Raw genomic sequence first — 24619 nt, 5'->3', positions numbered from 1 at the left:
TTCGGCGGGCCGCGGCCGGCACCCGTCAGTTCGCGCCGCGCCGCCCCGCCCCGCTCCCGCGCCGGCCCGCACCGCCCCGGCCTCAGCCCGGCACCGCCCGGAACAGCACCAGGGACCGGCCCTCCAGCGTGAGCGTGCCGCCCGCCGGGCAGGGCGGTTCGCCGGCGGTGGGCTGTTCCTCGCGGGCGGTGTCGACGAGGAGTTCGTAGGTCTGCGCCCAGGGCGGGCCGGGGAGGGTGATCCGGCGGGGGCGGGCGGCGGCGTGCAGGACGGCGAGGAAGCTGTCGTCGACGACCCGGACGCCCCGTTCGTCGCGCTGGGAGATGTCATTGCCGGAGAGGTACATGCCGAGCGTCGCCCCCGGGGTGTACCAGTCCTGTTCGGTCATCTCCGTCCCGTCCGCGGTGAACCAGGCCAGATCGCGCAGCCCGCCCTGCTCGTGCGGCCGCCCGGAGAAGAACGCCCGGCGGCGCAGTACGGGGTGGGCGCGGCGCAGCGCGATCAGCCGGGCGGCGAGGTCGGCCAGCGGCCGCCAGCGGGGGTCGTCCAGGAGCGACCAGTCGAGCCAACTGGTCGGGTTGTCCTGGCAGTAGGCGTTGTTGTTGCCGTGCTGGGTGCGGCCCATCTCGTCGCCGGCCACCAGCATCGGCACGCCGGTCGACAGCAGCAGGGTGGTCAGGAAGTTCCGCAGCTGGCGGTGGCGCAGCGCGGTGACCTCGGGGTCGTCGGTCTCGCCCTCGGCGCCGCAGTTCCAGGACCGGTTGTCGTTGTTGCCGTCCCGGTTGTTCTCGCCGTTGTCGCCGTTCCGTTTGTGCTCGTAGGTGACCAGGTCGCGCAGGGTGAAGCCGTCGTGCGCGGTGATGAAGTTGACCGACGCGTACGGGCGGCGACCGCCCCAGGCGTAGAGGTCGCTGGAGCCGGAGAGCCGGTAGCCCAGGTCCCGCACGTCGTGCTGGGCGCCGCGCCAGAAGTCGCGGACAGTGTCGCGGTAGCGGTCGTTCCACTCCGTCCACAGGGGTGGGAAGGCGCCCACCTGATAGCCGCCGGAGCCGACGTCCCACGGCTCGGCGATCAGCTTGACCCGGCGCAGCACGGGGTCCTGGGCGATCACGGCGAGGAACGGGGAGAGCATGTCGACGTCGTGCATCGAACGGGCCAGCGCCGCCGCGAGGTCGAAGCGGAAGCCGTCCACGCCCATCTCGGTGACCCAGTAGCGCAGGGAGTCCGTGATCAGCCGCAGCACGTGTGGCTGGACGACGTGCAGGGTGTTGCCGCAGCCGGTGTAGTCGGCGTAGCGGCGGGCGTCGCCGGCCAGCCGGTAGTAGCCGCGGTTGTCGATGCCCCGCAGGGAGAGCGTCGGGCCCAGCTCGCCGGCCTCCGCGGTGTGGTTGTAGACCACGTCGAGGATCACCTCGATGCCCGCGTCGTGCAGTGCCCGCACCATCCGCTTGAACTCGCCGACCTGCTGCCCGCGGGTCCCGGTGGCGGCGTAGCCCGCGTGTGGTGCGAAATAGCCGATGGAGTTGTAGCCCCAGTAGTTGCGCAGCCCCCGGCGCACCAGGTGGTCCTCATGGGCGAACTGGTGGACCGGCAGCAGCTCGACGGCCGTGACGCCGAGCCGGACCAGGTGCTCCAGCGCGGCCGGGTGCGCCAGCCCCGCGTACGTGCCGCGCAGCCGCTCCGGAATGCCCGGGTGACGCATCGTGAAACCGCGGACGTGCAGCTCGTAGAGGACCGAATCCGGCCAGGGGGTCTTCGGGCGGCGGTCGTCCCGCCACTCGTCGTCGCCCTCCTCACCGGCGTCCCCGCCGACCACGACGCCTTTGGGGACGAACGGCGCGGAGTCCCGGTTGTCGCGGACCGTGTCGGCGAGGTGCTGGTCCGGCCAGTCGCGGACGTGCCCGTAGAGCTGGGCGGGCAGCGCGCCCCCGGGGCCGGCCGGCTCCGTACGGTGGCCGAAATCGCCGTCGACGGCCCTGGCGTACGGGTCGAGCAGCAGCTTCGCCGGGTTCCAGCGGGCGCCGGACCAGGGGTCCCAGCGGCCGTGCACCCGGTAGCCGTACCGCTGGCCGGGGCGCACGCCGGGCAGGAAGCCGTGCCAGATCTCGTGGGTCAGCTCGGTCAGGGGATGGCGGGTCTCCTGCTCCGCCTCGTCGAACAGGCACAGCTCCACGGCCTCGGCGCCACCGGCCCACAGGGCGAAGTTGGTGCCGGCGACCCCGTCGGGGCCGGTGCGGTGGCGCGCCCCCAGGGGAGTGGGGGCGCCGGGGCGGATGTCCGCGGGCGGGGCGAGGGGTTCGTCCGCCACCGCCTCTTGTTCGGGTGCGCTCGACACGTGCCGGCCTCCTGCGGCTCATGGCTCGGTCGGGCGGTGCCCAGCACGGAGTCCCGGCCGCGCGTACGTCCCGCCCTCCCCGTTGTTCTTCCCGCAACCGGCCGTTGCCGCACGTTTCCGCGCGCGGGGGCTCGGCGCGCCGTCCCGGAGCCGCTCCGGGACGGGACAAACGGATGGATCCGCACGCGACATACCCCCGTCACTCCCCACCATCCCGCACACTTCGGTATATGACCGGCCATCAGCAGGAACGTGCAGGGGGACGAGCGAAGAACCACCGGTACGTCCGCGTCCGCGTCGCCCGCGCCGTCGCGGCCTGGCTCGCCGGGACGGTGGCACTGGCCGGCTGCGGGGACACCGAGGCCCTCATCGGCGGCGCCCCGCGCTCCCCGGAGGAGGCGATCAGGATCGTCCCGGAGAACGGCGCGCGCGGCGTACGGGCCAACGGGCGGTTCGAGGTCCGGGTGCCGGAGGGGCGGCTGGAGCGGGTGCACGTCACCCGCACCGGAGGGGCCGGCCGGCAGTTGGTGGTCGGCCGGATCTCACCGGACGGCATGGTCTGGCGCCCCGCCACCGGCCCCTTGCGGCCCGGCACGACGTACACCGTCGACGCGGTGGCGCTGGACGGCGCCGGCCACCGGGCCGCCCGCCGCACCACCTTCACCACCGCCCCGCCGGTCCACCACGTCACCGGCTCGTTCTCGCCGCAGGGCGATGCCACGGTCGGCACCGGCCTGATCTTCTCGATGGTCTTCAACCGCCCGATCGCCGACCGCGCGGCCGTCGAGCGCGCCGTCCGGGTGAGCGCCCGGCCCCGCGTCGAGGTCGCCGCCCACTGGTTCGGCCACCGTCGCCTGGACTTCCGCCCCCGCGACCGCTGGCGGCCGGGCACCCGGATCACGGTGGAGCTCCGGCTGCGCGGTGTGAAGGCCGCACCCGGTGCCTACGGGACGCAGCGCCGGACCGTGCACTACCGGGTGGGCCGGGACCAGGTCAGCTTCATCGATGCCGCGCGGCACACCATGACGGTGCGGCGCGACGGACGGACCGTCGCGGTGCTGCCGGTCACCGCGGGCGACGCCGAGAACCCCACGTACAACGGACGGATGGTCATCCTGGAGCGGCACTCGCTGACGCGGATGGACGGCGGCACGGTCGGTTTCGGCGGCGAGTACGACATCCCCGACGTGCCGCACGCCATGCGCCTCACCAGGTCCGGGACCTTTCTGCACGGCAACTACTGGGCGCGGCCCGAGGTCTTCGGCGGCCTCAACACCAGCCATGGCTGCGTCGGCCTCAAGGACATCAAGGGCGGCGGCCCGCACACCCCGGCCGGCTGGTTCTTCGCCCAGTCGATCGTCGGCGACACCGTGATCGTCCAGAACTCCCCGGAGCGGCTGGTCGCACCGGACAACGGCCTGGGCGGCTGGAACCTGTCCTGGGAGCAGTGGCGGTCCGGCTCCGCGCTGCACTGACCGGCGCCGACGGCGAAGGGCGACCGCGCCGGAGCCGCTCCGGCGGACGCGCCCGGCCGTCCGCTCCCGCTCACCCCCGCACTTGGGACTAAACGGTGACATCCGCGGGGAGTTCACATGTCAGTGCGGTGTGGTTATCTAACGCCAGGCGCGCGGCCCTTCCGCGTCCGCGCGCGGGGGAGTGCGGGCCGTGCGAGGGGAAATGGGGCCAGTGGTGAACGTCCAGCCGAATCCGGGGGTGCCGGCGCGCCGGCGTCGGTGGCCGCGCGGGGGTCGCGCACCGCTCGCGTTGCTGCTCGGCGCGACGCTGATGCTGGTGAGCGCGTGCGGCGGCGACGACGGCGACGGTGACGACGGGAAGGCGGCCGGCAGGGCCGGCGGCGCCAAGGCCGCCTCGCAGGCCGCCGTGACGATAGCCCCCAAGGACGGCGCGGACGGCGTGGCCACCAGCGGCGCGCTGAAGGTGACCGCCCGGAAGGGACGGCTCAAGACCGTCAAGGTCACCGACGGCAAGGGCAATGCGGTCGACGGGAAGATATCCGGCGACGGCGCGCTGTGGCAGCCGAGCGGCCATCTGGGCGCCTCGACGAAGTACACCGTCGACGCGGTCGCGGTGGACGGCGGGGGCCGGGCGGCCGCCGAGCACGCGACGTTCACCACCCTCGTCCCGAAGAACACCTTCATCGGCCAGTACAGCCCGGAGAACGGCCAGCAGGTCGGCGTCGGGATGCCGGTCTCCCTCCGCTTCACCCGCGGCATCACCCACCCCAAGGCGGTGGCGGACGCCATCAAGGTCACCGCCAGCCCGTCGGTCCCGATCGAGAGCCACTGGTTCGGCAACGACCGGCTGGACTTCCGCCCCGAGAAGTACTGGGCGCCCGGCACCAAGGTCACCCTCAAGCTCGACCTCGACGGCGTCGAGGGCCGCCCCGGCGTCTACGGCACCCAGGCCAAGCAGGTCTCCTTCACCGTCGGCCGCAGCCAGGTCAGCACGGTCGACGCCGAGAAGAAGACGATGACCGTGGTCCGCGACGGCAAGAAGATCAAGACCGTCCCGATCACCGCCGGCGCGCCGGGCACCGAGACGTACAACGGCACGATGGTGATCAGCGAGAAGCACGTGGTGACGCGGATGAACGGCGACACGGTCGGCTTCGGCGGCGAGTACGACATCAAGGACGTCCCGCACGCCATGCGGCTGAGCAATTCCGGGACGTTCATCCACGGCAACTACTGGTCGGGCGGGCCGACGTTCGGCACCCGCAACGCCAGCCACGGCTGTGTCGGCCTGTTCGACCAGCGCGGCGGCGGCGACGGCTCCACCCCGGCGGCGTGGTTCTTCCGTAACTCCCTCGTCGGCGATGTCGTCATCGTCAAGAACTCGCACGACGAAACGATCCAGCCGGACAACGGCTTCAGCGACTGGAACCTCTCCTGGGAGAAGTGGAAGGCCGGTCAGTAGGTCCCTGCGGGAGAGCCGAGAGCTGAGAGCCGAGAGCCGGAGAGCCCGGGAGCCGGGAGCAGGCGGGGAGCGGCGGGAGACGGCCGGAAGGTGACCGGTGCGGGCACTGTGACGGACCGCACCGGTCCGCCCGCCGTTAACGCGTACTAACCTTCCGGCATGACTGTGAATCTTGAGGTCACCGAGGGTGTCGGCACCATCCGCCTGGACCGTCCGCCGATGAACGCACTGGACATCGCCACCCAGGACCGGCTGCGCGAGCTGGCCGAGGAGATCACCCGCCGCGACGATGTCCGCGCGGTCGTCGTCTGGGGCGGCGAGAAGGTCTTCGCGGCCGGCGCGGACATCAAGGAGATGCAGGTCATGGACCACGCGGCGATGGTCGTGCGGTCCAAGGCGCTGCAGGACGCGTTCACCGCCGTGGCCCGGATCCCCAAGCCGGTGGTCGCCGCGGTCACCGGCTACGCCCTCGGCGGCGGCTGCGAGTTGGCGCTCTGCGCCGACTTCCGGATCGCCGCCGACAACGCCAAGCTCGGCCAGCCGGAGATCCTGCTCGGCCTGATCCCGGGCGCCGGCGGCACCCAGCGGCTGGCGCGGCTGGTGGGCCCGTCCAAGGCCAAGGACCTGATCTTCACCGGCCGTCAGGTGAAGGCCGAGGAGGCGCTCGCCATCGGACTGGTCGACCGGGTGGTCCCGGCCGCCGAGGTCTACGAGCAGGCGCACGCCTGGGCGGCGCGGCTGGCGGCCGGACCGGCGCTGGCGCTGCGGGCCGCGAAGGAATCCGTCGACGCCGGACTGGAGACCGACATCGACACCGGGCTGACGGTCGAACGCAACTGGTTCGCCGGGCTGTTCGCGACCGAGGACCGGGAGATCGGGATGCGCAGCTTCGTCGAGGAGGGCCCCGGCAAGGCCAAGTTCCTCTGATACGCCCGTTGTTGGCGGGACGCCTGAGGTTTGGCCGGGACCCGATGCCTCGTGTGGGCGAATCGCTGAAAACTTAACTGCCGCTTAAATCAGCCGTGTTGACGCACCGGATCGATCATTCGTATGCCCGGTGTCGTCGCAGGTCAGCGGCAAGGTTCCGACACCTCGGATGCCACTGGCATATGTCTCCGTCGGGGGTTGGAACCGTCGATTCCGGGCAACGGATTCCGTCGGTTCCGCCCCCGCGACCGCCAAGTAACAGCCATGATGGGGGGCATGGCGGGCCTCGAAGGAATGGAGCAGCCGCGGCCGCGGAGCGATGCGGCCGCCGCGCGATGGGGCATCCCGGGTGCGGACCGGACCCCGGCGCCGGCTCCCGGCAGTCCGGTTTCGGTATCCGTCGACCTGGTGGCCGAGCCGACCCTCGGCGAGGTCCGGCTGCCCTCCCGTCCGCAGTCCGCCGGCATCGCCCGCCGGCTGACCGCCGCCGTCCTCCTGAAACAGTGGTCCCTGACGCCCCAGCTTGCCGAGCAAGCCGTACTGCTGGTCTCCGAACTCGTCGGCAACGCCGTACGCCACACCGGTGCCCGGACCCTGGCGCTGCGGATGCTGCGCCGCCGTGGCTGGATCCGCATCGAGGTACGCGATCCGTCCCGCGGGCTGCCCTGTCTCATGCCCGTCCATGACCTGGACATCAGCGGCCGTGGGCTCTTCCTCGTCGACACGCTCTCCGACCGGTGGGGCGTGGACCTGCTGCCGCGCGGCAAGACCACCTGGTTCGAGATGCGGGTCGGCGACCGCTGAAGGCCCCTCTCCGGCCGGTGCTCCGGTCGCGCGGTGACGGTCCGTAGGATGGGCTGTTCATGCGCGCGACGGGTACGGAGAGGAGGGACATGCACCAGCTGCGGCGATCGGCCGGCATGATGCTGCTCCTCCTCGCGGTGACCTTCGGTCCGCTGCTGTGCCGGACCGGCCTCGCAGCGGTGCCCCCCGCCGGCCGTACGGCAGCGTCGGCGGCCGTGGCGACGGCCGTGCCCGCGACCGGCGGGCGGCCCGCCGCAAAGCCGGCGGCCGCCCCGCTGACCGCCCCGCTGACCGCCCCGCCGACCGCCGCCGACCCGGCGAAGCGCTGCTCCGACCGGCATGCGCCCGGCCCCGACGAGTCCGCGCCGCTGCCCGTCCCGCACCGCGGTGAGCCGCTGGCCCCCGCGCCGACCGCCGGACCCGGGCCGCTCGCCGCCGACGCGCCCGCACAGTTCGCGCTGGCCCGTCCGCCGACGGACCACGCCCCCGCCAACGACCCCACCGCGCTCCTGCCCGTACTGCGGATATAGGCCGCCGGCCACACCCACCCGGCCGATTTCCCTCTCCGTACGTCAGGAGCTTCCGCATGCCCGCAAACGCATCCCGCACCCGCAAACTGGCCGCCCTCGGCGCGGTCCTGGCCCTCGTCGTGGCATTGGTCGCCATCGGTGTCGCCGTCGGCAAGGCCGTCGAGGGCGACCGCGACACCGCCGCCGGCGGCGAACCCGGAACCGCCGCCGCCACCCGGCCCGACGAGGACCCCGCCGAGCAGAAGATGTTCGACGACCTCGCCCGGCGGACCAGCCGGCGCACGGCCGGCGACCCGCTGGCCGTCGGCAAGAAGGACGCCCCGGTCGTCCTGGTCGAATACGCCGACTACCAGTGCTCGTTCTGCGGCCGCTTCACCCGCGAGACCCAGCCCGACCTGATCAAGAAGTACGTCGACGCCGGCACTCTGCGCATCGAATTCCGCAACTTCACGGTCTTCGGCGCCGACTCCGAGCGGGCCGCCCGCGCCTCCTGGGCGGCCGGCCGGCAGGGCAAGTTCTGGCAGCTGCACGACCTGCTGTACGCCAAGACCCGCAAGGGCGCGGCGCTGGCCGAGGACAAGCTCGTCGAGCTGGCCGAGGAGAGCGGGGTGCCGGACCTCGACACGTTCCGCAGCGACCTGAAGAGCGCGGACGCCGACCGGGCGCTGAAGAAGGACCAGGACGAGGGCTACCGGCTCGGAGTGCAGTCCACGCCGTCCTTCCTGATCAACGGCCGGCCGGTGGCCGGGGCCCAGCCCACCGAGGTCTTCGCGCAGGCGATCGAGGACGCCGCGGCGCGGGCCCACAAGGGCGGTGCGGGGGCCGGGAAGTGACCGACATCGGCTACCTCGCGGCCTTCCTCGGCGGGGTGCTGGCGCTGATCAGCCCCTGCAGCGCACTGCTGCTGCCGGCGTTCTTCGCCTACTCGCTCACCGGCACCGGCCGGCTGCTCGCCCGCACCGGGGTCTTCTACCTGGGGCTGGCCACCACGCTCGTACCGCTCGGCGCGGCGAGCACGGCGGCCAGCCGGCTGTTCAACGGCCACCGCGACCTGCTCATCACCCTCGGCGGCTGGACGGTCATCGCGATGGGGCTCGCGCAGATCCTCGGCCTGGGCTTCGCCTCCCGGCGCGCGCAGGCCGCGGCGGCCCGGATCACCCCGCGGTCGGCGGTCACCACCTTCCTCCTCGGCTGCGTCTACGGCCTGGCCGGCTTCTGCGCCGGCCCGATCCTCGGCGCGGTGCTGACCGTGACGGCGGTCAGCGGCTCACCGGTGTACGGCGCCTCGATGCTGGCCGTCTACGCCCTGGGCATGGCACTGCCGCTGTTCGTGCTGGCGCTGTTCTGGGACCGCTTCCGGCTGGGGTCCCGCGGCTGGCTGCGCGGCCGGGAGTTCACCCTGGGGCGGCTGCGGCTGCACACCACCTCGGTGGTGTCCGGGGCGTTCTTCCTCGGCATCGGCGTGCTCTTCCTGTGCTTCAACGGGACCAGCGCGCTGCCCGGCATCCTCGACGCCGACGCCGAATTCCGCGTCGAGGAATGGGCGACCCGGCTCGGGAACGGCGTGCCCGACTACGTCCTGATCGCCGTGGCCGCACTGGTCGTCGCCGGGGTGCTGGGACGCATCGCCCTCCGGCCGGAGAAGCGGCCGGAGGACGGGGGCGGCGAGGCGCCGCCCCCGGGCCGGTAGCCGGTACGTGCTGCGTCCGCCCCCGGGCGTCAGGCGCTCAGGGGGCGGCGCCAGCGGGGATGGGGGCGGGCGAACCGGCGTATGTGCGGATGGTGCGCATCGGCCCGGCGCCGGCGGTCGTTGCAGAGCAGGCACTTGCCGTAGCCCGGCGGGAGGGGGTCCTCCGGGTCGCCGTACAGCGGGTCGACCGCGCCGTGCGGATGCAGGGCGCAGCCGGTCGGCCCGGTCTCGGCGCCCAGCGAACTGGCGGCGGTCAGCGCCTGCCGGAGGACGTCGACGAGTTGGTCCGCGTCGTGCCGGTTGGGCGCGGACTGGAGGGCGGTGGTCAGGTCGGAGGCGGTGGTCAGCGCGGTCTGGAGTTCGCGCAGGTGTGCGTAACCCATGCCTTGGAGCGTAGGCGGACCCACTGACAGTTGATCTTCCGATCGCACTTCGCGGCTTCCCATGCCCGCATTCATGCCCGCCCACGCCCACGATTTAGCACCGGAAGAGTGACCGTCCCCTTGCGGGCGCATGACGGGCGGGGTAGGGCGCCGGCGGCCGGTCCGGCCGCCGGCTTCGCGGCTACGGCGCCACCGGCAGTGCCCGCTTGTGGGCGGTGAGGCGGTAGCGGCGGATGATGGCCTCGAAGGCGGGGGTCGGGACCGGGTTGCCTTCGAGGAAGTCGTCGATCTGGTCGTAGCTCACGCCGAGGGCGTCCTCGTCCGGCTTGCCCGGGTCGAGGGTCTCCAGGTCGGCCGTCGGCACCTTCGTGACCAGCTCCTGCGGGGCACCCAGGGCCGCCGCCACCGCGCGCACCCGGCGCTTGGTGAGACCGGTCAGCGGCACGACGTCGGCCGCGCCGTCGCCGAACTTGGTGAAGAAGCCGGAGACCGCCTCGGCCGCGTGGTCGGTGCCCACGACCAGTCCGTCGTGCGCCCCCGCGACCGCGTACTGCGCGATCATGCGCTGCCGGGCCTTGATGTTGCCGTGCACGAAGTCCTGGTGGTGCGCGTCGCGGAAGACCAGCCCGCCGTCCACCGCGGCCTGCAGCGCCGCGTCGCTCGCCGGGCGGACGTCGACGGTCAGTTCCCGGTCGGCGCGGATGAACTCCAGCGCGCGCTGGGCGTCCTTCTCGTCCGCCTGGACGCCGTAGGGCAGCCGCATCGCGTAGAACGTCGCCTCGTAGCCGTTGGCCCGGGCCCGCTCCACGGCGAGCTGGCACAGCCGCCCGGTGGTGGTCGAGTCGACGCCGCCGCTGATCCCCAGGACCAGCGAGCGCAGGCCCGAGGAGGTCAGCTGCTCCGTGAGGAAGGCCACCCGGCGCTCGATCTCCTGCTCGGCGTCGAAGGACGCGGTTACCTGGAGATCCCGGGCGATCTCCTGCTGCAGGGCCATGGACGCCGGGTCGGTCACGGCTGCTCCTTTTCCGCTCGGGTTCGTTTCCGGTACGGGCTCGCGGGCGTTTTCGGTGCGAGATCCCGTTTTCGGGAATGTGGGCCTGGTCACGCACGGCGCGCTCCGGTCACCGGTTGTCGTCTTTCCGCCTACGAAGCGTTGCGCGAGGTCGCGTTCTGCTTGTCGTCGGCATACGGACGGTGGCCGTGAGCGCGCTTTTCGCGTGCCGTAGGAAACTTTATGCCGGGTGCGCCCACTTCTTCAGGGCGGTCCGGCTGGAAAAGTTCGCGACGTCCTTGTCCAGCGGCTGGTCGGTGTACTGGTGGATGCGCCACTTCGCCTTGATCCGCGGGTGACCGGCGGCGACGTAATCGGCGATCCACAGGCCGTCGGCCACGTAGGACGTGGTGTCGTGGTGGAGCCAGAAATCGCGGTTGCAGTAGAGCATCACCCGGTGCTTGGGGCGGAGCTTCCGCACCTCGACCAGGAACTGGTCCTTCTGCGCGTTGCTGGCGGCCGTCCCGTCGCCGGTGCGCTCCCAGTCGCAGGCCAGGATGTCGCCCGGGACCGAAGCGCATTTCTCCACGAAATACCGCGCCTGGGCGGAGATGTGGCCCGGCCACAGGAAGTGGTAGAAACCCACCACACAGCCCGCTTTACGGGCCTTCGCGGCCTGGGAGTTCTGGTGCGGATTGATGTAGGAGCGGCCTTCGGTCGCCTTGACGAAAACGAAGTCCAGCCCCTCGACGGAATACGAGGTGTTGTAGGAGCTGACATCGACACCGTGCAGCATGAGTGGCCTCCTGCCGATCGGACCTGCGATTCGAAGCGCCAACTGCTCGACACGTCAACTGCCTTGCCACGAGTGCCGTGCTGTGCCGTGCGTGTTCCGTGCCCGCCGGGCCCGTGCCGTCCCCGTGCCGGGCCCGTTCGGCGTCCGTGCGCGCCCCGCGTCCTCGGTCTGCCCTTTCCCTGAGTCTTCCCTTTCCTGACCGGACGTACGTTCCCCACGGGCCGCCAGTTCACCGGCGGACGGAGGATGTTGTCCCGGTGAGCGGGTGCGGGAGGAGACGGCCCGTCAGCGGCGCAGCGCGCGGCGCAGTACGGCGCGGGCCCGGCGCCGGACGCGGCCGAGGGTGCGGTGCGCCGCGCGGCGGGTCCGGGTGGCGCGCAGCTCCTGGAAGAGGAGCTGGTAGCGCTCGGCGATCGGCTCGGGGTCGAAACGGCGGGCGCTCTCCCGCGCGGCCTCGGCCATCGTCCGGCGGCGCACGGGGTCCTCGATGAGGCCGAGCAGTCCGGTGGCGAGCGCCCGGCCGTCGCCGGGCGGCACCAGCAGGCCGTCCGTGCCGTCGTCGATGATCTCGGCCGGCCCCAGCGGGCAGTTGGTGCTGACGACCGGCACACCGCAGCGCATCGCCTCGACGAGGGTCATGCCGAACGACTCGGCGTCCGAGGCGGAGGCCACGATCGACGCCTTGGCGAACTCCGCCTCGATCGGCGAGCGCGGTCCGGTCAGTTCGGCGCGTTCGGTCAGCCCGAGCCCGTCGATCAGTCCCTGGAGCCGGTCGCGTTCGGCACCGCCGCCGTGTATCCGCAGCCGCCAGTCCGGGTGCTTGGCGGAGACCGCGGAGAACGCCTCGATCAGCAGGTCGAAGCGCTTGCCGCGGACCAGCCGGCCGGCCGCCGCGACCACCTTCGCGGTGCCGTCGGAGGGCGCGACGGGCGGTGCGGGCACGATGTTGGGCACCGCCAGGACCCGTACGCCGGGCAGCGGCATCCGGGTGCGGTAGACCGCGGCGTCCGCCTCGGTGGTGGTGACCAGCGCGTCCAAGTGCCGGTAGTGCCGGGCGAGTTCGGCGCGCAGCCGCTTGCCGTGCGCGTCGTGGCGCAGGTGCTCCTGGGCGATCCGCAGCGCGCGACGGGGGCCGAAGCGGGCCAGGTAGACGTTGATGCCGGGGCGGGTGCCGATCAGGACGTCGGCGTCGGTGCCGCGCAGGAACTCCGCGGCGCGGACGTCGACGAGCCGGCTGTACTGGTGGTGCCGCTTCTCGGCGAGCGGGAAGTCCTGGGCGGGCTCGCCGAACCGAGGGTCCGCCATGTCGTCGCTGCCCACCCGGGTGTCCACCAGCGGCACCAGCCGCACACGGGGGTCGAGGGTGAACCGGGGGACCTCGCGGTGGCGCAGCATCGAAACGATCTCGACCTCGTCGACGCCGGGCCGGCCGGCGAGCGCGGCGGCGAGGTTGAAGGTGGTGCGGATGGTGCCGCCGATGGCGTACGCGTTGTGCAGCAGGAGGGTGATCTTCATCCGGAGTGGTGTCTTCCCGAGGTCTGCCCCGTCGTGGGGCCGGCGGGTCGCGCACCGCGCCCGACCCGCCGTGCCGGCCCGTCCGGCACGGGGGCCACCGTGTCGGCAAGGGGTAAGCCGACTGCGTGGCGGGGGTGAGAGGCCGGTAAGAACCGTGGGTGAGAGCCGGGTAAGAAAGCCGCCGCCGGGCCGGCCGCCCGCCGCCGCCCCGCCGTGACCTTGGCAGACTTGCCGGGTGACCCATTCCGTACTGCTCGCCGAGGACGACCGGCCCATCCGCACCGCCCTGGAGCGTGCCCTGACCCTGGAGGGCTACCGGGTCACCGCGGTCGCCGACGGCATCCAGGCACTGGCCGCCGCGCACCGCGAGCGGCCGGACGTGATCCTGCTGGACGTGATGATGCCGGGCATCGACGGGCTGCAGGTGTGCCAGGTGCTGCGGGCCGAGCAGGACCGCACCCCGATCCTGATGCTGACCGCCCGGGTCGAGACCGCGGACCGGATCGCCGGCCTGGACGCCGGGGCGGACGACTACGTGGTCAAGCCGTTCGAGGTCGAGGAGGTCTTCGCCCGGCTGCGGGCGCTGCTGCGGCGGACCACGGAGGGTGCGGCCGGGGCGGGTGGCGCTCCCGCGGCGGCTTCCGGGCCGGGCGGCGAGGAGGCGGCCGGCGGGTACGACGTCCGGGCGGTGGACAGCGGGGTCGTCGAGGCGGCGGACCTGCGGATCGACGGGCCCTCGCGCCGCGCCTGGCGCGGGGACCGCGAGCTGGAGCTGACCCGCACCGAGTTCGAACTGCTGGAGCTGCTCGCCCGGAACGCCGGGATCGTCCTGGACCACTCGACGATCTACGACCGGATCTGGGGCTACGACTTCGGGCCGGGTTCCAAGAACCTCGCGGTGTACGTCGGCTACCTGCGGCGCAAGGTCGACGTCCCGGGCAGCCGCCCGCTGATCCACACGGTGCGGGGCGTCGGCTACGTCCTGCGGGAGGACTGACGTGCCCGGCCGGCTGCGGGCCTGGTTCCGGTCCCGGGCCGGCGCCTGGCGGGACCACGGGCGCGCGGCCTGGCTGCGCACCCGCCGGCCGGCCAGTCTGCGGACCGCCTTCGCGGTGGCGTTCGCCGCCGGTGCTGCCGCGGTCACCGTGCTCGTGGGCTTCCTCAGCTACGACGCGGCGGCGCGCCTGGTGCGGGTCGACGAGAGGTCGGTGTTCTCCGAGGTCGTCCGGGACCTGCGCACCCAGGTGCAGGAGAAGCAGTTCGGGCCGGCCGACTACGCGGCCTCCGACCCGGACCACGACGGGCCGCGCGACGACCTGACCCGGCCGACCCGCACCGATGTGCAGATCCTGGGCGCCGGCGGCCGGATCGTGGAGCTGGGGCGCCCGGCCCTGCCGGCCGGTGCCGCCGAGCGGCGGATCGCCACCGATCCGCAGGCCGGGCGGCACGCCGAGCGGGAGGCGGAGCTCGGCGACGACGAGTACCACGTCGCGACCGTCGCGCTCGGCGGCGGCCGCGGCGCGGTGCAGGTCGCCCAGAAGTTCAGCGAGACCGAGGACCTGCTGTCGGCGCTGCAGCAGCGCACCATCCTGCTGGCGGCGGTGGTCATCGCGCTGGCCGGCACGGTCGGCTGGTGGCTGGCGCGCCGGATCACCGGCCGGCTGGTGCGGCTGACGTCGGTCGCGGAGAGCGTCGCCGAGGACGGGCGGCTGGACGTGCCGGTGCCGGTGGCGGGCCGGGACGAGGTGGCCCGGCTGGGGCGGGCCTTCGACGACATGCTGGGGCGGCTGGCCAGCGCCGTCCAGGACCAGCAGCGCCTCGTCCAGGACGCCGGGCACGAGCTGCGCACCCCGCTGACCTCGCTGCGGACCAACATCTCGTTGCTGAAGCGGTTCGACGACCTGCCGCCGGACGCCCGCGAGGAGCTGCTCGCCGATCTGGCGGGCGAGGCCCGGGAACTCAGCGATCTGGTCAACGAGCTGGTCGGGCTGGCGGCCGGGCAGCGCGACGACGACCCGTTGTCGGAGGTGAGCCTGGCGGAGGTCGCGGAGAAGGCGGCCGCTTCCGCCCGCCGCCGCACCGGCCGCGAGATCACCGTACGCACCCTCCGCCCGGCGGTGGCCTGGGGCCGGCCGGCCGCGCTGAACCGGGCGATCGGCAATCTGCTGGAGAACGCCGCCAAGTTCGACGCGGGCGGCACCGAACCGATCGAGGTGCGGGTCACCGGCGCCCGGATCGAGGTCCTCGACCGGGGCCCGGGGATCGCCGAGGCCGACCTCACCCGCGTCTTCGACCGCTTCTACCGCTCGGCGGCCGCCCGCGGACTCCCCGGCTCCGGGCTCGGCCTCGCCATCGTCCGGGAGATCGCCACCGCCCACGGCGGCCACGCCTTCGCAGCCGCCCGCCCCGGCGGCGGAGCCGTCCTGGGCTTCACGGTGGGCCGGGGGTACGCCCACTGAGCCGGCTGGGGGGCGGTGGTCCGCTGCCCGCTGCTCTCTGCCCGCGGCCGGTGGGCGGTGGGCCGGTGGTCCGCGGGCGGTGGCTGGTGGGCGGTGGTCGGTGGGCCGGCTCTGGTGGGTGAGCTGGTGGGCGGTGGTCGGTGGGCCGGCTCTGGTGGGTGAGCTGGTGGGTCGGCCCGGTGGGTCAGCGCTCGTCCTCGGCTCTCGTTCCTCTGCGGGTCCCGTCCTGGGCCCATGGCTGGTGGCCGGTGTGCCGCCCTGGTGGGCCCCCCGGCGCTCGGCTCGGTGGCTCGGTCCGGCGGGTCGGTCGGGTGGGCGGTTCGGTGGTCCGGTCCGGTGGGTCAGCGCTCGTCGCTCGGCGCTGCTGAGCCCCGGGGGCTCAGCCCGGTGGCTCGGTTCGGTGGGTCAGCGCTCGGCGCTCGGCTCTCGTTCCTCAGCGGGTCTCGCCCTGGTCGCCCATGGCCGGTGGCCGGTGCGCCGCCCCGGTGGGCCCCGGGGGCTCGGCCCGGTGGCTCCGTCCGGTGGCTCGGTCCGACGGGTCAACCCGCGTCCCTCAGCCCCCCGTCCCTCAGTGGGTCTCGCCCTGGGCCACCTCCACCGACGCGTGGAGGTCCGCCGCGGCGTCCAGGGCGGCGGCTGCGGAGAACGTGACGCAGGTGAGCAGGGCCGCGGCGACCAGCCGGCGGCCGCGGAGGCCGGTGGGTATCCGGGGGCGGCCGGCCGCCGCTTGGGAGCCGAGCAGCGCGGCGACCCGGCGCGGCACCGGGCCGGTGGTCGCGGCGAGGACCGTACGGGGCCGGTGCGGCGCCGGGGCGTGCGGGCCGGCGGCCAGGGCGGCGCGGCCGATGGCGCGGGCGGTGACCCGGCGGTCGCCGACCCGGGCGGCGGCCGCTTCGTCCGCCCAGCGCTCCAGGGCGTACGCCAGCGGCGCGCGCAGCCCGCGGAGCAGCGGGTGGCAGACCTCGGCGAGCGCGGCGGTCAGCAGGAAGAGGTGGTGCCGGGCGGCGAGATGGGCACGCTCGTGGGCGAACAGCGCCTCGCGCTCGGCGGCGGACAGCGCCCGCAGCATCCCGGCGGTGACCACCACCCGGCCCGGCCGCCCCGGGAGGGCGTACGCATCGGGTGCGGCGTCGGGCAGCACGCACAGGTCGCCGGAGACCGGGTGCGGTGCGGTGGCGCGCCGGGCCGCGCGCAGCTCGGTGCGGTGCCGGCGGGCGCGGTGCGCGGCGGCGAGGGCGCAGACGGCGAGCGAGAGGCCGGCGGCCCCGGCGGCGGGGAGCATGACGGCCGGATCGCCGTCGGCCAGCGGGAGGGAGAGATGATCGAGGGCGGCGACCGGCGGCAGCCGCAGCGCCCCGGCGGCCACCAGCAGACCGAGCGCGGCGGTCGTGCACCCGGCGAGCAGGGCGGCGCAGCCGGTCAGCAGCCAGGCCGCGGCGCGCGGCGGCAGCGACTCGGCCAGCCGGCGGGCGGCGGGCACCGCGAGCAGCGGCATCAGCAGCGGGATCCAGACGGCGACGATCACGGGGCGGCCCCCGGGGCGGGCCGGCGGCCGGTCCCCGGCGCCCCCTGCGGGCCGTCCGCGGCGCCCTCCAGCAGGGAGCGCAGCAACTGCTCGTCCTCGCGGGTGAGTTGGGAGACGAAGCGGGCGAGCGCGGTGCCGCGGTCGTGCTGCTTGTCGAGCTCGCTGCGCATCCGCCGGGCGGTCAGCCCCGCGGAGTCCTGTATCGGGGAGTACGTGAAGCCGCGGCCCGCCCGGGAGCGGGACACCGCGCCCTTGTCGTGCAGCCGGGACAGGATCGTCGTGACGGTCGTACGGGCCAGCCGGCCGCCGAGGGCGCTCTGCACCTCGGCCGGGCTGAGCGGCCCCTCGGCCGCCCAGAGCGCGGCGAGGACGCTCGCCTCCAGCTCGCCGGAGGGGCGCCGCTGCACGGGTGGTGTCTCCGACATGGAACGCCCTTCACCTGCTCGTCGTCTACAGTTCCGTAGACCGTCTACGTGACTGTAGTCGGTCGGGCCGGTCGCACGGCAGGCCCGCAACCCATTATGTAAGGGGCCACCGACATGGCCGTAGCCGCTGCGTTTGCGCAGGTGGTAGCCGACGCGAGCGGCATGGGCCAGGCCGTCGACGTGCTCGACGCCGGCTCACTGCTCGCCGCGTTCGGCGCGCTCGGCGTCGCCGTCGTCCTGTTCGCCGAGACCGGACTGCTCGTCGGGTTCTTCCTGCCCGGCGACTCCCTGCTCTTCACCGCCGGACTGCTCTGCGCACCGGGCGCCGGCGGCGCCGTGCACCTCGCCCTGCCCCAGGTGCTGCTCGCCGCCGCGGCGGGCACGCTCGCCGGATCCCAGACCGGCTACTGGCTCGGCCGGCGCGGCGGCCGCGCCCTGCTGGCCCGCAGCCGCGCCCGCAAGCTGCACGAGGGCGCCGCCCGCGCCGAGGAGTACCTCGCCCGCTACGGCCACGCCAAGGCCCTCGTCCTCGCCCGCTTCGTCCCGGTCGTGCGCACCGTGCTGAACCCGCTGGCCGGGGCCCTTCGGGTGCCCGCCCGCACCTTCACCTTCTGGCAGATCACCGGCGGAGTGGTCTGGACACTCGGCCTCACCCTCGCCGGCTACGCACTGGGCTCGTCGGTGCCCAACGTCGACCGCCATCTGCTGCCGCTGGTGGCCCTCGTGGTGGCGGTGTCGCTGACCCCGCTCGCCCTGGAGGTGCTCCGCGCCCGCCGGCGCCCGGCGACGGCCGACCCGGAGGAGCAGCGCCCATGACCTCCCTCGCCCTCGGCGGAGCCGCGATCGACGGCACCGCCTACACCTGGATCACCGGTCTCGCGCACCGCGCCCCGCACGGCCTGAACACCGCCGTCGCCGCCTGGAGCGACTACGGGCTGGCGCTCTTCGCCGGGTTGATGCTGCTCGCCTGGTGGCGGGCGCGCCGCCGCGGGCCGGGCGCGATGGCCACGGCCCTGGCCGCCCCCCTGACCGTCGTCCTCGCCTACCTCGCGAACGACCTGGTCAAGAGCATCTTCGACGAGCAGCGGCCGTGCCGCACGCTGCACACCTTCACCGTCGAGAGCTGCCCGGGGCCCGGCGACTGGTCCTTCCCCAGCAACCACGCCGCCATCGCCGCGGCCGCCGCGGTCGCGCTCCTCCTGTGCGACCGGCGGCTCGGCCGGATCGCCGTCCCGGCCGCCGTCCTGATGGCGGCCTCCCGGGTCTGGATCGGGGCCCACTACCCGCACGACGCCGTCGCCGGCCTGCTCACCGGGGGCCTGCTGGCCTGGGCACTCACCCCGCTCGCCGACCGCGCGGCCCCGGCCGTCGCCCGGATCCGCGCGACCCGGTTGCGCCCCCTGGTGGCAGCGCGGTGACCGCGTCGGGAGGAGAGGCGGGGACCGGGCCCGGGCCGGACCGGGAGCCGGTGGCGGGCCGGCAACCGCGGCCGGAACTGGGCCCCGGCTCCGTCCCCCGGCCGGGGACCGGCGCGCTCCGCGCCCTGGCCGCGGTCTGTGCGGTGCTCTTCGCCGCCGCCGCGACCACCGTCTCCGTACGGCACGGCACCCCGCTCGCCCCCGAACAGGACACCGTCCACTGGGCCGCCGCCCACCACGGCGAGCCGGTGCGGTCCCTGGCGCGCGCCCTGACCGCCACCGGCACCGGCCTCGTCCCCTACCTGATGGCCGTCCTCGCCGGACTGCTGGCCGGCCGCGGCGCGACCGGCCGCCTCCGGGCCGTGACCTGCACGGTGGTCGTCCTCGCCGTCGGCCAGGCGATCCGCTACGGCCTGATGGAACTGCTCGCCCGGGCCCGCCCACCGGCCGTCGACTGGGCCGGGCACGCCACCGGATACGCCTTCCCCTCCGGCCACGCCACCACCTCCGCGCTCGCGGCCGGCCTGCTCGCCTGGGGTCTCGCCCACCGCTGCGGTCCCGCCGTCGCCCGCACCTGGTGCGCGGTCCTCGCCCTCTGGGCCGCCGGGGTCGGCCTCACCCGGGTCTATCTGGGCGTCCACTGGCTCGGCGACGTCGTCGGCGGCTGGCTCCTGGCCGCCACCTGGCTCACCCTCGCCCTCCTCCTGGAACCGGCGGCCTTCCGCGCCCTGGGCCGCCCGGAGTGCCCGGACCGATCCTGACCTGTGGCGTGCCGACCGGTGTCCGCGCACATAACGTGACCTGCACCTACGTGCTAAATTTTGGTCAACTGGCCGACGGATGGCGGAGGTTACGCATGATACGTGCGTACAAGTTCCGCCTTCGGCCGACCGTCCGGCAGGAAGCCGCCTTGCGGGCGATGCTGGCCGATCACCGTTCCCTCTACAACGGCGCGCTCCAAGAACGCCGCGATGCCTACCGGCACAGCTCAAGGACCTCGATCCAGTACGGGCAGCAATCCGCCCAGCTCAAGGAGATCCGGACGTTCGATCCGGAGCGGCAGGGGCGCTGGTCCTTCTCCTCCCAGCAGGCGACCTTGCGGCGACTGAACAAGGCCTTCGCCGCGTTCTTCCGCCGGGTGAAGACCGGTAAGAAGCCCGGATATCCACGTTTCAAGGGCGCCGGCCACTTCGACACGGTGGAGTTCCCCAAGGACGGGGACGGCTGCCGGTGGGACTCCACCCCGAACGATGCGCAGACGCGTGTTCGCCTTCAAGGCATCGGGCATGTCCGCGTGCACCAGCACCGGCCCGTGCGTGGGCAGGTGAAAACGATCAGCATCAAGCGTGAGGGCAAGCACTGGTACGTGGTGCTTGCCTGCGACAGGGTGCCACCCGAGCCCCTTCCGGCCATCAGGTCGATTGTCGGCATCGACATGGGCGCGGCGCACTTCCTCACCACATCGAACGGTGAGCACGTGCACAACCCGCGCTTCCTCGCATCGTCCGCCGAGGACCTGGCCGCCGCCCAGCAGCATCTTTCGTCGTTCCCCAGGCGCACGAAACGGCGCACGAAGAAGCACCGGGCTGCGGCGCGCAAGGTGGCCAAGTTGCACGCCAAAATCCGACGTCAGCGCCTGGACCATCACCACAAAGCCGCGAACGTGCTCGTTGCCGAGCACGACATGATCGTGCACGAGAAGCTGAACACAGCGGGCATCGCCCACGCACCCGCGCCCAAGCCCGACCCCGCCCGGCCCGGCGTTTTCCTGCCGAACGGGGCCGCAGCGAAAGCAGGCTTGCACCGCAGCATCCTGGACGCGGGTTGGGGAATCTTCCTGGGAATCCTGGCGCAGAAGGCTGAGAGTGCCGCTCGCCGCATGATCCCGGTGAACGCCCGCAACACCTCCCGCACCTGCCCCGAATGCGGGCACGTCGCGAAGGAGAACCGCACCACTCAAGCGATGTTCGCATGCGTCTCCTGCGGGTTCGTCGCGAACGCGGACCACGTGGGCGCCTTGAACGTCCTGCACAGGGCCGGGCTGGCCCTCTGTGACGCTGCTCAGCCAGCGACCCAGGAAGCCCGCGACGCCAGTCGTGGGTGGAGTCACGAATAGCTGACGATCCGACCAGGTCTTCCCCAAGGCGGCATGGACGCCGCCCGCGCCGAGCACCACTGTCCTGGGCGCCGGGACCGTACGGATCCCGCCACCGCCCACGGCACGCACCACCGCACCGCACCGCCAGGGGGAGATCGCCATGAACCAGCCGTTCGACGCCCGGTCCCCGCACCCGGCAGCCGGCCGGGAGACCGTCGCCGGGGCCCCGTACGGCCGCTGCCCGGCCGCCGCCGTCAAGGACCCCACCCCGTGCGAGGGACCGCACGACGCCGCCACCATCGTCGACCGGCACGGCCGCGAGGTGGCCGGCTGCGTACACCACTGCGCGCGCCTGCTGGCCGGCCTCGAAGGCGCCCGCGTGCACCCGTTCGTCCCGGCCCGGCACGCCCTGGAGATCTACTCCCGGGCGCGCGAACTCCCGCCCTTCGCCTGGGAGATCGGCAGGTAACCGCGCGCCGGGACCGACGTCTTCAGGCAGCCCTCGCCGTCAGCACTCGATGATGTTGACGGCGAGCCCGCCGCGGGCCGTCTCCTTGTACTTGACGCTCATGTCGGCGCCGGTGTCCTTCATGGTCTTGATGACCTTGTCCAGGGAGACGTGGTGCCGGCCGTCGCCGCGCAGGGCCATGCGGGCGGCGGTGACGGCCTTGACGGCGGCCATGCCGTTGCGCTCGATGCAGGGGATCTGGACCAGGCCGCCGACCGGGTCGCAGGTCAGGCCGAGGTTGTGTTCCATGCCGATCTCGGCGGCGTTCTCGACCTGCTCGGGGGAGCCGCCCAGGACCTCGGCCAGACCGCCGGCGGCCATGGAGCAGGCCGAGCCGACCTCGCCCTGGCAGCCGACCTCGGCGCCGGAGATGGAGGCGTTCTCCTTGAAGAGCATGCCGATGGCGCCGGCGGCGAGCAGGAAGCGCACCACGCCGTCCTCGTCGGCGCCGGGCACGAAGTTGATGTAGTAGTGCAGCACGGCCGGGATGATGCCGGCGGCGCCGTTGGTCGGCGCGGTCACGACCCGGCCGCCGGCGGCGTTCTCCTCGTTGACGGCCATCGCGTAGAGGGTGATCCACTCCATGGCGCGGGCGGTGGCGTCGCCCTCGGCGCGCAGCTTGCGGGCCGAGCCGGCCGCCCGCCGGCGGACCTTCAGGCCGCCCGGCAGGATGCCCTCACGGGACATGCCGCGCGTCACGCAGGCCTGCATCACCCGCCAGATCTCCAGCAGGCCCTCGCGGATCTCGTCCTCGGTGCGCCAGGCCTTCTCGTTCTCCAGCATCAGGGCGGAGATGGACAGGCCGGTCTGCTGGGACAGCCGCAGCAGCTCGTCGCCGGTGCGGAAGGGGTACTTCAGGACCGTGTCGTCCGGCACGATCGGGTTCTCGCCGGCCGCCGCCTCCCCGGCCAGCACGGTCTCGTCGACGACGAAGCCGCCGCCCACCGAGTAGTACGTCTTGCTCAGCAGCTCGGCGCCGTCGGCGTCGTGGGCCCGGACCGTCATGCCGTTGGCGTGGTACGGCAGGGTCTTGCGGCGGTGCAGGACCAGGTCCTCGTCGAAGTCGAAGGCGATCTCGTGGGCGCCGAGCAGGCTGATCCGCCCCGACTCCTTGATCGCCGCGACCCGGTCGTCGGCGGTTTCGACGTCGACGGTGCGGGGGGAGTCGCCCTCCAGGCCGAGCAGGACGGCCTTGGGGGTGCCGTGGCCGTGGCCGGTGGCGCCCAGGGAGCCGAAGAGTTCGGCGTGGACGCGGGCCGTCCGGGCGAGCAGACCGTCCTTCTTGAGCCGGCCGGCGAACATCCGGGCGGCGCGCATCGGGCCGACGGTGTGGGAGCTGGAGGGACCTATGCCGATGGAGAAAAGGTCGAAGACGGAGATGGCCACGGGGGCGGACTCCCTTGTCTGCTCGTGGTGGACGGTGGAGCTATCGGACGAAGAGGTACGTTTCTGCGCCGGATGTCGAGCGTAACGCGGACCCGGCGCGGTGCCGTCAGACGGAAACCGTCGGGCGGTGGTCGGTGGACGTAACAGGAGGTGTCGGGTGCACAGCGGGTGACGGGGCGGCCACGGTGGCGGTCGGCGGGCCGGTCAGGCCGGTCGCCCGGGCCCGGACGCCGGCCCGTACGGCCCAGAAGTAGAAGGCCGGCGCGGAGAGCGCGACCAGGGCGATGTCCAGGCCACCGGGGATGACGCCGTGCCCGCCGAAGTCCGGGCTGCCCAGCGCGGACAGTGCGGCCAGCCAGAGCAGGAAGGCGATCATCCACCAGGCCGGGGCGAACTGCCGCCGCAGCCGGGCCGCGCCGAGGGACCCGGCCTGGTGGCGCAGCACCAGCACCGTGACCGGCACGGACACCAGCGTCAGCGCGGTCACCTTGCCGGTGTCCGGCCACTTCGACCAGTACAGGGCGCAGGCCGCGAAGGCGAAGGTGACCGGGCAGAGGACCCCGGCGGCCGGGAGCCGGAACGGACGGGGCAGCTCAGGCGCGGTCCGGCGCAGCACCCCCACCGCGATCGGGCCGATCAGGTACGAGATGACCATGGCCGCCGAGACCACCCCGGCCAGCGCCTGCCAGCTGCGCCCGACGGTCAGCAGCAACAGGACCGAGAAGCCGAGGTTGAGCCACATCGCCGGGCGGGCGGTGCCGTACCGGGGGTGCACGGCCGCCAGCTTCCGCGGGAAGAAGCCGGTCTCCGCCAGGTTGGTGACCATGTACGCGGCCGAGGCCACGTTGGCGATGTTGGAGCCGGCCGGCGAGATGAACGCGCCGAACTGGAGCATGGTGACCACCCAGTGCAGCATCAGCAGCTTGGCGAGGTCGGCGAAGGGCGAGCCCAGGTTCACGCCCTGCCAGCCGCCGGCCCGGGCCAGCTGCCCGGGCGGCACCGCCCCCAGGTACGCGGTCTGGAGCGCCAGGTAGATCACCAGGCCCAGGGCGAGCGCGCCGACCAGGGCGACCGGGATGGCCCGGCCCGGGTTCCGGGCGGCGCCGCCGAGGTTGACCACGGCCTGGAACCCGTTGAAGGCGAAGACCACGCCGCAGGTGGTGACGGCGGTGAGCACGGCCGACCAGCCGTACGGGGCGAAGCCGCCCTGCGCGGTGAAGTTCGAGGTGTGGAAGCCGGAGGCGGCCAGCGCCGCCACGGCGAGCACCGGGATGGCGAACTTCACCACGGTGAGCGCGGTGTTGGCGCGGGCCAGCAGCTGCACCGACCAGTAGCAGGTCAGCCAGAGCGCGACGGTCAGGGCCAGCGCCACGGCCAGGCCGGACGCCGAGAGCTGGTGTCCGGCCGGTTCGACCAGCCCCTTCGCCCAGCCGAAGCCCCAGGACGTCATGTACTGGGTGGCGGCGATCGACTCGATCGGGATGAGCGAGGCGGTCGCGATCCACACCGCCCAGCCGGTGAGGAAGCCGAGCACCGGTCCGTGCGAGAGGTGGCCGTAGCGGGCCATTCCGCCGGGGATCGGGTAGGCGGCGCCGACCTCCGCGTAGGACATCGCGATCATGCCGATGAAGACGGCACCGATCACCCAGGCGACCAGGGCCGCGGGGCCCGCCACTTGTGCGGCGGCACCGGCGCCGAAGAGCCAGCCGGAGCCGAAGATCGAGCCGATGCCGATCATGATGAGGGCGAAGAGGCTGAGCCCCTTCCGGTCGCCCGCGCTCATGTCCATGGGGTGGTGTCGTCCGTCCTGCTGTGGAAATGCCCCCTCGCCGTTGAAGGGCCGCTGCGTATGCCGCTGACACCTTATTTCGCGCGAATCACCGTGAATCACC

At 73.5% G+C, this 24619-nt stretch carries 23 protein-coding genes; 14 read left to right on the top strand and 9 right to left on the bottom strand.

Features of this window, described 5'->3' with window-relative positions; translation table 11 throughout:
- Nucleotides 1–82 precede the first annotated feature (82 nt).
- The gene (gene glgX, locus AB0E02_RS21750) at nucleotides 83–2335 is read right to left on the bottom strand and encodes a glycogen debranching protein GlgX (RefSeq protein WP_362141732.1); all 2253 of its coding nucleotides are present in this window, start codon (nucleotides 2333–2335) and stop codon (nucleotides 83–85) included.
- A gap of 230 nt (nucleotides 2336–2565) precedes the next feature.
- Here glgX and AB0E02_RS21745 point away from each other — a divergent pair, with 230 nt between their 5' ends.
- The 7 genes from AB0E02_RS21745 to AB0E02_RS21715 all read left to right on the top strand — a co-directional run bounded on the left by AB0E02_RS21745 (nucleotide 2566) and on the right by AB0E02_RS21715 (nucleotide 9223).
- Nucleotides 2566–3810, top strand: coding sequence for an Ig-like domain-containing protein (locus AB0E02_RS21745; protein ID WP_362141730.1), 1245 nt, complete (start codon nucleotides 2566–2568; stop codon nucleotides 3808–3810).
- 214 nt (nucleotides 3811–4024) lie between these two features.
- On the top strand, nucleotides 4025–5272 hold the full coding sequence (locus tag AB0E02_RS21740) for an Ig-like domain-containing protein (protein ID WP_362141728.1): 1248 nt from the start codon (nucleotides 4025–4027) through the stop codon (nucleotides 5270–5272).
- Nucleotides 5273–5431: 159 nt separating this feature from the next.
- A complete protein-coding gene (locus tag AB0E02_RS21735; protein WP_030799678.1) occupies nucleotides 5432–6199 on the top strand; it encodes an enoyl-CoA hydratase-related protein in 768 nt (255 codons plus the stop codon).
- 276 nt (nucleotides 6200–6475) lie between these two features.
- Nucleotides 6476–7003, top strand: a complete 528-nt coding sequence (locus tag AB0E02_RS21730) for an ATP-binding protein (RefSeq protein ID WP_351537220.1) — start codon at nucleotides 6476–6478, stop codon at nucleotides 7001–7003.
- An 89-nt stretch (nucleotides 7004–7092) separates the two neighbouring features.
- A complete protein-coding gene (locus tag AB0E02_RS21725; protein WP_362141725.1) occupies nucleotides 7093–7533 on the top strand; it encodes a hypothetical protein in 441 nt (146 codons plus the stop codon).
- A 56-nt stretch (nucleotides 7534–7589) separates the two neighbouring features.
- On the top strand, nucleotides 7590–8366 hold the full coding sequence (locus tag AB0E02_RS21720; protein WP_362141723.1) for a thioredoxin domain-containing protein: 777 nt from the start codon (nucleotides 7590–7592) through the stop codon (nucleotides 8364–8366).
- A complete protein-coding gene (locus AB0E02_RS21715; RefSeq protein ID WP_030412422.1) occupies nucleotides 8363–9223 on the top strand; it encodes a cytochrome c biogenesis CcdA family protein in 861 nt (286 codons plus the stop codon). Before AB0E02_RS21720 ends, AB0E02_RS21715 begins: the two co-directional genes overlap by 4 nt.
- 29 nt (nucleotides 9224–9252) lie before the next feature.
- Here the strand turns inward: AB0E02_RS21715 and AB0E02_RS21710 are convergent, their stop codons facing one another.
- From AB0E02_RS21710 to AB0E02_RS21695, 4 genes are all read right to left on the bottom strand, one after another.
- On the bottom strand, nucleotides 9253–9606 hold the full coding sequence (locus tag AB0E02_RS21710) for a hypothetical protein (RefSeq protein WP_030799666.1): 354 nt from the start codon (nucleotides 9604–9606) through the stop codon (nucleotides 9253–9255).
- 181 nt (nucleotides 9607–9787) lie between these two features.
- Nucleotides 9788–10618, bottom strand: a complete 831-nt coding sequence (gene nadE / locus AB0E02_RS21705) for an ammonia-dependent NAD(+) synthetase (RefSeq protein ID WP_362141720.1) — start codon at nucleotides 10616–10618, stop codon at nucleotides 9788–9790.
- A gap of 220 nt (nucleotides 10619–10838) precedes the next feature.
- The gene (locus tag AB0E02_RS21700; RefSeq protein ID WP_362141718.1) at nucleotides 10839–11393 is read right to left on the bottom strand and encodes a GH25 family lysozyme; all 555 of its coding nucleotides are present in this window, start codon (nucleotides 11391–11393) and stop codon (nucleotides 10839–10841) included.
- A gap of 285 nt (nucleotides 11394–11678) precedes the next feature.
- Entirely contained in the window at nucleotides 11679–12908 is a 1230-nt protein-coding gene (locus tag AB0E02_RS21695; RefSeq protein ID WP_362141716.1) for a glycosyltransferase family 4 protein, read from the bottom strand.
- A gap of 235 nt (nucleotides 12909–13143) precedes the next feature.
- On the opposite strand from AB0E02_RS21695, the gene AB0E02_RS21690 reads away from it, so the two are divergent.
- Nucleotides 13144–13905 (top strand): response regulator transcription factor, encoded by a 762-nt coding sequence (locus AB0E02_RS21690; protein WP_362141714.1) that lies wholly within the window; start codon nucleotides 13144–13146, stop codon nucleotides 13903–13905.
- 73 nt (nucleotides 13906–13978) lie between these two features.
- The gene (locus AB0E02_RS21685; protein ID WP_362141843.1) at nucleotides 13979–15367 is read left to right on the top strand and encodes an ATP-binding protein; all 1389 of its coding nucleotides are present in this window, start codon (nucleotides 13979–13981) and stop codon (nucleotides 15365–15367) included.
- Between the two features lie 568 nt (nucleotides 15368–15935).
- On the opposite strand, the gene AB0E02_RS21680 is transcribed toward AB0E02_RS21685, so the two are convergent.
- A complete protein-coding gene (locus AB0E02_RS21680; RefSeq protein ID WP_362141712.1) occupies nucleotides 15936–16892 on the bottom strand; it encodes a M56 family metallopeptidase in 957 nt (318 codons plus the stop codon).
- On the bottom strand, nucleotides 16889–17317 hold the full coding sequence (locus AB0E02_RS21675) for a BlaI/MecI/CopY family transcriptional regulator (protein WP_362141710.1): 429 nt from the start codon (nucleotides 17315–17317) through the stop codon (nucleotides 16889–16891). Before AB0E02_RS21675 ends, AB0E02_RS21680 begins: the two co-directional genes overlap by 4 nt.
- Before the next feature lie 114 nt (nucleotides 17318–17431).
- Between AB0E02_RS21675 and AB0E02_RS21670 the strand changes: the two genes are divergently transcribed.
- From AB0E02_RS21670 to AB0E02_RS21650, 5 genes are all read left to right on the top strand, one after another.
- Nucleotides 17432–18133, top strand: a complete 702-nt coding sequence (locus AB0E02_RS21670) for a DedA family protein (RefSeq protein WP_362141708.1) — start codon at nucleotides 17432–17434, stop codon at nucleotides 18131–18133.
- Complete coding sequence (locus AB0E02_RS21665; RefSeq protein ID WP_362141706.1) at nucleotides 18130–18735, top strand: phosphatase PAP2 family protein; 606 nt, start codon at nucleotides 18130–18132, stop codon at nucleotides 18733–18735. The genes AB0E02_RS21670 and AB0E02_RS21665 overlap by 4 nt, the downstream gene beginning before the upstream one ends.
- Complete coding sequence (locus AB0E02_RS21660; protein ID WP_362141704.1) at nucleotides 18732–19496, top strand: phosphatase PAP2 family protein; 765 nt, start codon at nucleotides 18732–18734, stop codon at nucleotides 19494–19496. Before AB0E02_RS21665 ends, AB0E02_RS21660 begins: the two co-directional genes overlap by 4 nt.
- Before the next feature lie 95 nt (nucleotides 19497–19591).
- Entirely contained in the window at nucleotides 19592–20851 is a 1260-nt protein-coding gene (locus AB0E02_RS21655) for a transposase (RefSeq protein ID WP_362141702.1), read from the top strand.
- 142 nt (nucleotides 20852–20993) lie between these two features.
- The gene (locus AB0E02_RS21650) at nucleotides 20994–21302 is read left to right on the top strand and encodes a hypothetical protein (protein ID WP_362141700.1); all 309 of its coding nucleotides are present in this window, start codon (nucleotides 20994–20996) and stop codon (nucleotides 21300–21302) included.
- Nucleotides 21303–21341: 39 nt separating this feature from the next.
- Here the strand turns inward: AB0E02_RS21650 and AB0E02_RS21645 are convergent, their stop codons facing one another.
- Nucleotides 21342–22727 carry an L-serine ammonia-lyase gene (locus AB0E02_RS21645; RefSeq protein WP_362141698.1) on the bottom strand — a complete coding sequence of 462 codons (1386 nt, stop codon included), beginning with the start codon at nucleotides 22725–22727 and terminating at the stop codon, nucleotides 21342–21344.
- Between the two features lie 106 nt (nucleotides 22728–22833).
- Nucleotides 22834–24516: an APC family permease gene (locus AB0E02_RS21640; RefSeq protein WP_362141696.1), complete on the bottom strand. Its 1683-nt coding sequence runs from the start codon at nucleotides 24514–24516 to the stop codon at nucleotides 22834–22836.
- Nucleotides 24517–24619: the final 103 nt, after the last annotated feature.

It is taken from the genome of Streptomyces sp. NPDC048196 (assembly GCF_040652715.1).
GTDB lineage: Bacteria > Actinomycetota > Actinomycetes > Streptomycetales > Streptomycetaceae > Streptomyces > Streptomyces siderophoricus.
This window is presented reverse-complemented; position numbering and strand designations above follow the sequence as displayed.